The following is an 8,294-nucleotide window of genomic DNA, read 5'->3' as shown; positions in this document are numbered from 1 at the left end:
GCCTTTTTGGATACAACGCTTACTGGTACGCTTACGCTTACTAAAACGGCCTAACGTGCGATCCGCAGCTAAGCCATCAGTGGTATTCTTGCTAATACAAGATGACCAAAATAGGGCCTTACGGCTCGGCAGCCATACTCACGCGTACTGCCGGTACAACCGGTTGCCATACAGACATCCGAAAACAACCACATCGGCTCGTTCAGGCATTAGCGAAACGTGTGCGCGGCATTGGAGGGGGAGGATGCTGCGCGGCGGGCAGATTACGCGCCCGCTAACGTTTCGGCACTGAGGGGGGGGAGGAAACGCCTCAACAAGCCGATGTGTTAACGCTGATAATATACTCGCTTTGCCTTAAAAACAGCCAGACAAAGGTCGAACGCCGTTTCGCCCCCTGCATCAGGGCGACAGCCTTGCAGTGTGTTGCTATCTAAAGCGGATGACCACTGATCGCTCTGCCCCGATTGCCCCTCCGGCTGGCCCGCTTGCCGGAATCAAGGTTCTGGACCTGTCCCGTGTTCTGGCCGGCCCATGGGCCACGCAGACACTGGCCGATATGGGGGCCGAGGTCATCAAGGTAGAACGCCCCGGCGTGGGCGACGATACCCGCCAGTGGGGCCCGCCCTTTACCACCGCCACCGACGGATCGCCGAGCGACGCCGCCTATTTTATGTGCGCCAATCGCGGAAAGAAATCGGTCGAGCTGGACATGGCGTCGGACGAAGGGGCCAAGGCCATCCGCAAGCTGGCCACCGATGCCGATATTGTGGTCGAGAATTTCAAGGTCGGCGGTCTGGCCAAATACGGTCTGGACTATGCCAGCCTGTCGGCCATCAATCCGTGCCTTGTCTATTGCTCTATCACCGGTTTTGGCCAGACGGGACCAGACGCCCACCGCGCGGGCTATGACTATATGATCCAGGCCATGGGCGGGCTGATGTCCATCACCGGCCAGCCGGACGGTGCCGATGGTGCCGAACCCATGAAGGTCGGCGTGGCCGTCGTAGACCTGTTCACCGGCCTCTACGCCTCCAACGCCATCCTTGCGGCCCTGTGGCACGCCCGCCGCACCGGCGAGGGCCAGCACATCGACATCGCCCTGTTCGATGTTCAGGCCGCCATGCTGGCCAATCAGGCCACCAACTATTTCGTCTCGGGCAAGGTCCCGACACGCATGGGCAATGCCCACCCCAACCTTGCGCCGTACCAACCCTTCCCCGGTTCGGACGGCATGGTCATCATCGCTGTCGGCAATGACGGCCAGTTCCGCAAGCTGTGCGAGGCACTGGGCCAGCCCGAACTGGGCCATGACGCGCGCTTTGCCCGTAATGCCGACCGCGTCGCCAACCGCGAGGCCCTCGCCTCGCTACTCAAAGACATGACCATCCGCCACAGCATGACCGAACTGATGACGCTGCTGGAGGATCACGGCGTGCCCTGCGGCCCGATCAACCGCATCGATCAGGTGTTTGACGAACCACAGGCCATCCATCGCAGCCTGACGGTCGAGCAGTCACGCAACGACCTCGATGCCCCCGTCAAAACCGTCGCCTCGCCTATCCGCATGTCGAAAACGCCTGTGCGCTATGATCGCCCACCACCTGCGCTGGGGGCTGACAATACTGAAATAATGGACAAGCTGAAACCGTAACGGACGACCACCGATGAACGAGTTTGTTGCCCGCACCCAGCCGTTTAAACTGGTTCTGGGTATGCTGATCGCCTTCGGATTTGTGGCCATCGGTGTGATGATGACAGGCATTCTGGACAAGCCTGCCATTCCGTCTGTCGCCGTGAATACAGATATGATGAGCTATCCCCTGCCCGCCTCGTCGTCGCGTTATCCCGACTGGCTTGTTGTTTCGGTAGGGTGGATATGCATCGTCTTTTTCGGGGGACTGTCCATCATCGGTGCCATCCGCCTGACCAACCCCGCCGATCATCTGCGGATCAACCGGATGGGCGTTACGGTGCCGTCCTACACGGACCGACTTATCACTTGGGCCGAGATCAGCGACATCACCACATGGTCGCACCGCGGGCAGAAATCGCTGGTGATCAAGCTGCGCGATCCCACGCGGTTTGAACGAAAACCGTGGCGCAGAGCCATCGACAACCTGAACCGTGGCCTGACCGGCGGCGATATCGGCCTGTCCCTGACCGGTACCAACCGCACCCTGAAACAGGCGCTGGACGCCATCGAGACCTTCCGTCCCAAAGCCTGAACCAAAAGCCCTATTCGATCAGGTCATCGGCCCGTCTGGCGGGACGCTTACGCACCGGCCGTGCGGCGTGTCCGGCATGGATGGCACCGGCGCGTTTTTCGACCTCGGCCAGAATGGCGGCCAGTTCATGATCAGTCAGATGCTCGATACCGATAAAGCCCGCATCGGCATGGCGCACCGCAAAGATCAGTTCGTCCAGCTTGGCATGCATGGCCGCACCGTCCCTGTTCTGGGAGTTCTGGATCAGGAACACCATCAGGAAGGTGATGATCGTCGTGCCGGTATTGATGACCAGTTGCCACGTCTGGCTAAAATGGAACATCGGCCCCGTTGCGGCCCAGATCACCACCAACAACAGACAGAGAATAAAGGTCCAAGGCCTTCCGGCCATACGGGCGGTTGCGGTCGCAAACGTGCTGAACAGCTTTTCCATAATCGCTGAACGGCCTCGCTTGGCGGCAGTTCCTGAATGTCAGAAAGGTGGCGGGTTCGCGAACTCAGCATTCGCCTTTAGCTGACGTCAATTAGGGCCAGATCGAAATCGGAATTTAAACGCTCCCAAGACGCACCCCGTAGATGTAACCCAGAGTATCGCAGCAATGGCGATTTGAGCGATGTAAGCAGTCTCGCCGAAGGCTAAAATTGCATACGAGTAGATGGCAGCAGCCAAAACGCTTAGCGGTGCGGCAAAGGCAAAAAACACGCCGATAATATTTTTCAACCATGTCATGCCAAAACCTCCACTAGCTCACACGCTATGAATTAGGCCACATTCTCTACCTCGTCCGACCTATGGTGTCGGGCCATATAGAGAGCAGCACGTACAGCCCCGATGGCCAGAAAAGCTGCAAAAAACGCGATTCCCATGCTGACTTTGTCCGCTATCGATGTCACGAAATTATAGCTGAAACCTAAGCCTATCCAGATCAGACAAAATACAGGTAGCCAGACGTGCTGGTGCAGCTTGGACAGACGGTTCATCGCAATTGCAATCAATACTAACGCGCCATTGAGAATGACCATCGGTTCATTAATCCATCGCGCGTCATAGCCAAGGATATCCGCGTGGAAATGGTGGTAAATCCCTGACATTACATGCGCTGCCGCAACCATAAGCCAAGCCTGCTGTCCCCGCTCCCAAAGTTCTCGCGCCTTCCAATCCTCATCAAGCTGGCGGAACGACAGGAACATGTGATCGGCCACTACCGCTGATGGCGACTTATATTCCGGGCGTTGATCCCATACCGGACGCTTTTTCATATACCCACCAATGAAAACGGGGCCGAAGCCTTAAGCTCCTGCCCCGTGATTTCAGGTCTTACTTGCCGCTGACATCGGCGCGTGTGCCGATGGTACGGTCGAGGAAGTCCAGATAGGTGCGCCACTGGTGCAGTTGGCGGTCATTGCCGCGAATGCCGTGGCGCTGGCCCGGATAGAGCATGGTCTCGAACGGGATGCTCTTTTCCTGAAGCGCATTGAGGACGCGGGTGGTGTTCTCGAAGATCACGTTGTCGTCTGCCATGCCGTGCATCAGCAAAAGACGGCCCGTCAGATTATCGAGGCGCGTGTTCACATCCGATGCGGCATAGCCCGCCACATTGCCCTGCGGCGTGGACATGTAACGCTCGGTATAGGCGGTGTCATACAGACCCCACTCGGTCGGCGGCGCACCCGAAATGGCAGCGGCCAGACCCATTTCAGGCTCCGTCAGCGCCATCAGGCTCATGAAGCCACCATACGACCAGCCCATCATGGCGATACGGCTGTCATCCACATAAGGCAGGCCGCGCAGATAGTTGGCCCCGATGACCTGATCGGCGATCTCGGGCTGGCCCATCTTGAGGTACAGCGCCTGCTTGAAGGCGGCAGAGCGGTCACCTTCGCCACGGTTGTCCAGACGGAAGACGATATAGCCCGCCTCGGTCAGCAGTTGCGTGGTCGCCGGTTGCCATGCGCGTTTGACGCCACCACCCGACGGGCCGCCATAGACCTGCATCACGACAGGATAGGTCTTGGAGGGGTCAAAGTTCGGCGGGGTGGTCATCTGCCACACCAGCGTCTCGCCGTGGCTGTCCAGCGTACCGAAGGTCGGCTCCTGCTGGCGCTCGACGAACGGCCAGAACGGGTGACCGGCTTGCAACTTGTTCTCTTCAATCCAGCGCACGCGCTGACCGTTGATGTTGTAAAGCGCCGACTGCGACGGGGTGTTCAGATCGGTATAGTTGCCGACATAGGCCGTGCCCGTACCGTTGACCGATGCCGACCACCAGCCACCGCGCGGGGTGATCTCGGTCGGGTTCACGGTGCGCTTCAGCGACGCCTTGAATAGTTGCTGTTCGATCGGCAGTTCGCGGCCATCACGCATCGAGGCCGTAAAGAAGACCTCGCTCGTATCCTGATTGACACCGTCCAGCGACTTCACCGGATACTCACCACGCGTAATGGCGCGCAGGCGACGACCGTCCTTGTTGTACAGGTACAGGTGTTCCCAACCGGTCTCTTCGCTGGACCAGATGAAGTTACCGTCTTTCAGTGCCTTGAAATTGTGCGTCAGCGGAACCCATGCGGTCGAGGTCTGCGTAGCGATCACGCGGCTCTGGCCGGTGGCCGGATTGACGCTCAGCAGGTCCAGCGTCTTTTGATCGCGCGAAAGGCGCTGGACATAGGCGACCGAGCCATCGGTGGCCCAGTTCACACGGCCCAGATAGATGTCTTTATTGGTGCCCAGATCGACCTGAACGCGGTTACCCGTGGTCACGTCATGGATGAACAGTTCGACCACGGCATTGGGACGACCTGCGCGCGGATAGCGTTGCGACACCACCGAGGCACCACCGCCCGAAATGTCCAGACGCGGCACAACATCGACGGTCGATTCATCGGTGCGTTGCAGCGCGATGTATTTCTCGTTTGGGCTCCACCAATAGCCGGTGTCGCGGTCCAGCTCTTCCTGAGCGATGAACTCGGCAGTGGCCCAGGTGATCAGGTCTTTGCCATCACGCGTGACAGCCTGTTCGGCACCCGTTTCAAGGTTCTGGATGAACAGGTTCTGGTCGCGCACGAAGCTGACGAATGCGCCCTTGGGCGACACCTTGGCGTCGATTTCATCAGCGGCGGTTTGCGTCAAGCGGCGCACCGAACCATCGGCGCGGTTGGCCAGAAACACGTCGCCTTCCAGCGGGGCCAGAATATAGCGGCCCTGCTCGTCCCAGCTGTATTCCACCACGCCGCGCTGCGAAATCCGCATACGCTCGCGGCGGGCCTTTTCGGCCTCGGACAGTTCACCGGCATCCGGCACAAGGGCGCGGGCGTCGATCAGCTTGAACGGCTCGCCACCCGATACAGGCGCGGCCCACAGGTCTAGCACATCAACATCATCCTCGCGCGAGCGCAGGAAGGCCACCAGTTCGCCATCGGGCGACAGGCTGACACCGCGCGCCACAGGGCCGGACAGCGACGGATTGGCGAACACACGCTCGACCGTCAGGATGTTGGAAGCCGGAGCCGAAACAGCAGCCGGAGCGGAAGTATTCTGGACGGTATTCTGGGCCATCACCGGCGTTGCGGCGGCTGCCATCAGGATCGTCGAAGCGAGAAGAAATGTGCGCATGGCGGCAAGCTAGAACGGGAAGGCTTTGCCGTCACCTCCATTTTGACACTCTCGTGTCACCGATAAATCATCATTGCAAAAACAGCACGAGAAAAACAAATCACGATGAGCAATTTAATAAATACATGAGATACGAAGTATATATTTACAATATTATTTCAACCTAAAGATAATACCATTTTTTCTGCATGAGATTATCTTGAAATACGTATCCCTCATATATTGAAAATTGACCCACAAATTACATATCAAATTCACTGCACAAAAAAGTTATATCAATTTCGATTCAAAAATGACTATTGTGGCGCTTGGTTCATTCGCAACCCGTCAGGCGTCATCTCATAGATGCCTTGCAGCGCTCGTCCCCCTGACGGGCGTTTTGCTCATTTGCAGAGACGACCGCACCCCTTTGCCATCCTGCACGGCAACTTCCTGGCGTGCGGCACCGTGCCCTTGCCTGTCTGACAGGGCGCGACACCACAGAAGGAGTGCGTACAAGAGTGGATGATTTACAGTTAAACAGTTTGGGCGGTCCGCTGACGCTCGCCCTACTGGCTGTGTTTTTTGGCGGGACGCTTCTGATATCCATCTCCATCCGGCAAAAAAAGGATGACGCCGACGGCTATATGACCGCAGGTCATGGCATCGGTTTCGGGATATCTGCAGCGTCCATGACGGCCACCTGGATCTGGGCCGCGTCAATGTATGCGTCAGCAACGTCCGGCTATACCTACGGTGTCTCCGGCCCCATCCATTATGGCTTGTGGGGCGCGTTGATGATCCTGTTCATCTACCCCTATGGGCTACGCATCCGTAAACTGGCCCCCAATGCCCACACACTGGCCGAGGTCATGTATGCCCGCCACGGGCGTTCCAGCCAGTTGATGCTGGCAGGCTCCAACATTTTGGGCAGCCTGATCAGCCTGACATCCAACTTCATCGCGGGCGGCGCTTTGATCTCCATGCTGTCGCCCTTCAGCTTCAGTCAGGGCGTGGCCATCATTGCCGCCGGTGTGCTGCTTTATACCCTGTGGTCAGGTTTCCGCGCCTCGGTGCTGACCGACTTCGTACAGGTTTGCGCCATGCTGGGGGCTGTGGTCGTCATCATTCCGACCGTGTTCTTCGCCGTCGGTGGTCCGCAGGTCTTTGTCGAAGGGGCCAGCCATGTGACGCCTGAACAGGCTTCCTTCTTCTCCTCCCAAGCCTTCCTGAATCAAGGGGCCCCCTACATCACGGCCGTTCTGGCCTATGCGATTGGCAACCAGACCATCGCCCAGCGCTTGTTTGCCGTGCGTGAAGACCTGATCAAGAAAACCTTCCTGACCGCCACAGTCGGCTATGGAGCCACCATCATCGGCATAGGCATGTTGGGCGTCGTAGCCCTCTATGCCGGTATCAAGCCGATGGACGGCGATCCCAACAACCTGATCCCGCAACTGGCGGCGACCTATCTCGGCCCTGTGCTGTTGGCCGTGTTCTTTGTGATGATTATCGGCGCATTGGCTTCGACTGCAGATTCAGATCTGGCGGCCCTGTCGGCCATCGCCATGACAGACATCTATGGCCGTTCGGGTATGCCGACCAATCCCAAGACCATGCTGCTGATTGGCCGCGCCACTATGATTATTGCGACCGCTGCAGGGCTGTATTTCGCCGGTGGACGTATGAACATTCTGGACCTGCTGGTCCTTGTCGGTGCCCTGTGGGGCGCACTGGTCTTCCCCGTGATCGCCAGCTTCTATTGGGACCGCGTGACCAACTCGGCCTTCACCGTCTCGGTTCTGGCAGCACTGGCCTGCTTTATTCCGGTGCGGTTCGGCTGGATTCCGATGGACGGCTTCATCGGCTATGTGTCGGATATTCTGGCTATCATCGGCGTGGGCACTGTTGCGGGCCTGATGGTGTTCGGCTTCTTTGGTCGCCGCCCCGCCATTGTGGTCGGCATCATTGCCAGCATTGTCACCGCGCCCTTCGCCTTTGGCTTCCTGCACGACTACGCCATCCTGAGCAGTGCCCTGATCGCTTACTCGGTCAGCACACTGGTCTGTGTCGCCTTGAGCCTGCGTAACAAAGGCCGCTTCGACTTCTCACTCATCAAGGTCCGTACCGATGATTTCGGGCCTGCTGAAAAACTACCTGCCGAATAACCTAAGGAGATTACCACCATGGGCACTTTTGGACTCACCACCTATGTTCTTATCTGGCCAGCTCTGGTCGCCATTGTTCTGGCGGTACTGGTCAAAGCCTTCTTCGCCGACTGGCTCACCGCCCGTCGCGAAGGCCGCCGGATGATCTAACCGGCTCATATTCTAGAAAACGGCCCGCCACGGATTATCGTGGCGGGCCGTTTTCTTTGCCGCACTGCAAAACTTCGCCTAACTGGCGCATCAAGCACAGCTTCTTGGCAGAGAATGACGCAGCGGGCTTTCGCTTGGCGTTTTGACTGGCGTTTTGACCGC

Annotated in this window: 7 protein-coding genes; 4 read left to right on the top strand and 3 right to left on the bottom strand. The window is 58.2% G+C overall.

Translation table 11 applies throughout. The annotated features are described in order from the left end of the window. The first annotated feature begins 439 nt into the window (after positions 1 to 439). Positions 440 to 1,651, top strand: a complete 1,212-nt coding sequence (locus RSB01_RS05640) for a CaiB/BaiF CoA-transferase family protein (protein ID WP_332619992.1) — start codon at positions 440 to 442, stop codon at positions 1,649 to 1,651. Between the two features lie 13 nt (positions 1,652 to 1,664). Next, positions 1,665 to 2,225, top strand: coding sequence for an STM3941 family protein (locus tag RSB01_RS05635; RefSeq protein ID WP_332592225.1), 561 nt, complete (start codon positions 1,665 to 1,667; stop codon positions 2,223 to 2,225). Between the two features lie 10 nt (positions 2,226 to 2,235). On the opposite strand, the gene RSB01_RS05630 is transcribed toward RSB01_RS05635, so the two are convergent. From RSB01_RS05630 to RSB01_RS05620, 3 genes are all read right to left on the bottom strand, one after another. Next, positions 2,236 to 2,658 (bottom strand): low affinity iron permease family protein, encoded by a 423-nt coding sequence (locus tag RSB01_RS05630; RefSeq protein ID WP_332619991.1) that lies wholly within the window; start codon positions 2,656 to 2,658, stop codon positions 2,236 to 2,238. Positions 2,659 to 2,987: 329 nt separating this feature from the next. After that, a complete protein-coding gene (locus RSB01_RS05625; RefSeq protein WP_332619990.1) occupies positions 2,988 to 3,485 on the bottom strand; it encodes a hypothetical protein in 498 nt (165 codons plus the stop codon). Between the two features lie 58 nt (positions 3,486 to 3,543). Continuing rightward, a complete protein-coding gene (locus tag RSB01_RS05620) occupies positions 3,544 to 5,835 on the bottom strand; it encodes a S9 family peptidase (RefSeq protein ID WP_332625174.1) in 2,292 nt (763 codons plus the stop codon). Between the two features lie 488 nt (positions 5,836 to 6,323). On the opposite strand from RSB01_RS05620, the gene RSB01_RS05615 reads away from it, so the two are divergent. Then, positions 6,324 to 7,982: a sodium:solute symporter family protein gene (locus RSB01_RS05615; protein WP_332620433.1), complete on the top strand. Its 1,659-nt coding sequence runs from the start codon at positions 6,324 to 6,326 to the stop codon at positions 7,980 to 7,982. An 18-nt stretch (positions 7,983 to 8,000) separates the two neighbouring features. Next, complete coding sequence (locus tag RSB01_RS05610) at positions 8,001 to 8,132, top strand: putative transporter small subunit (RefSeq protein ID WP_243862826.1); 132 nt, start codon at positions 8,001 to 8,003, stop codon at positions 8,130 to 8,132. Positions 8,133 to 8,294: the final 162 nt, after the last annotated feature.

This window comes from Brevundimonas sp., from assembly GCF_036659295.1.
In the GTDB taxonomy this organism is placed as follows: Bacteria; Pseudomonadota; Alphaproteobacteria; order Caulobacterales; family Caulobacteraceae; genus Brevundimonas.
This window is presented reverse-complemented; position numbering and strand designations above follow the sequence as displayed.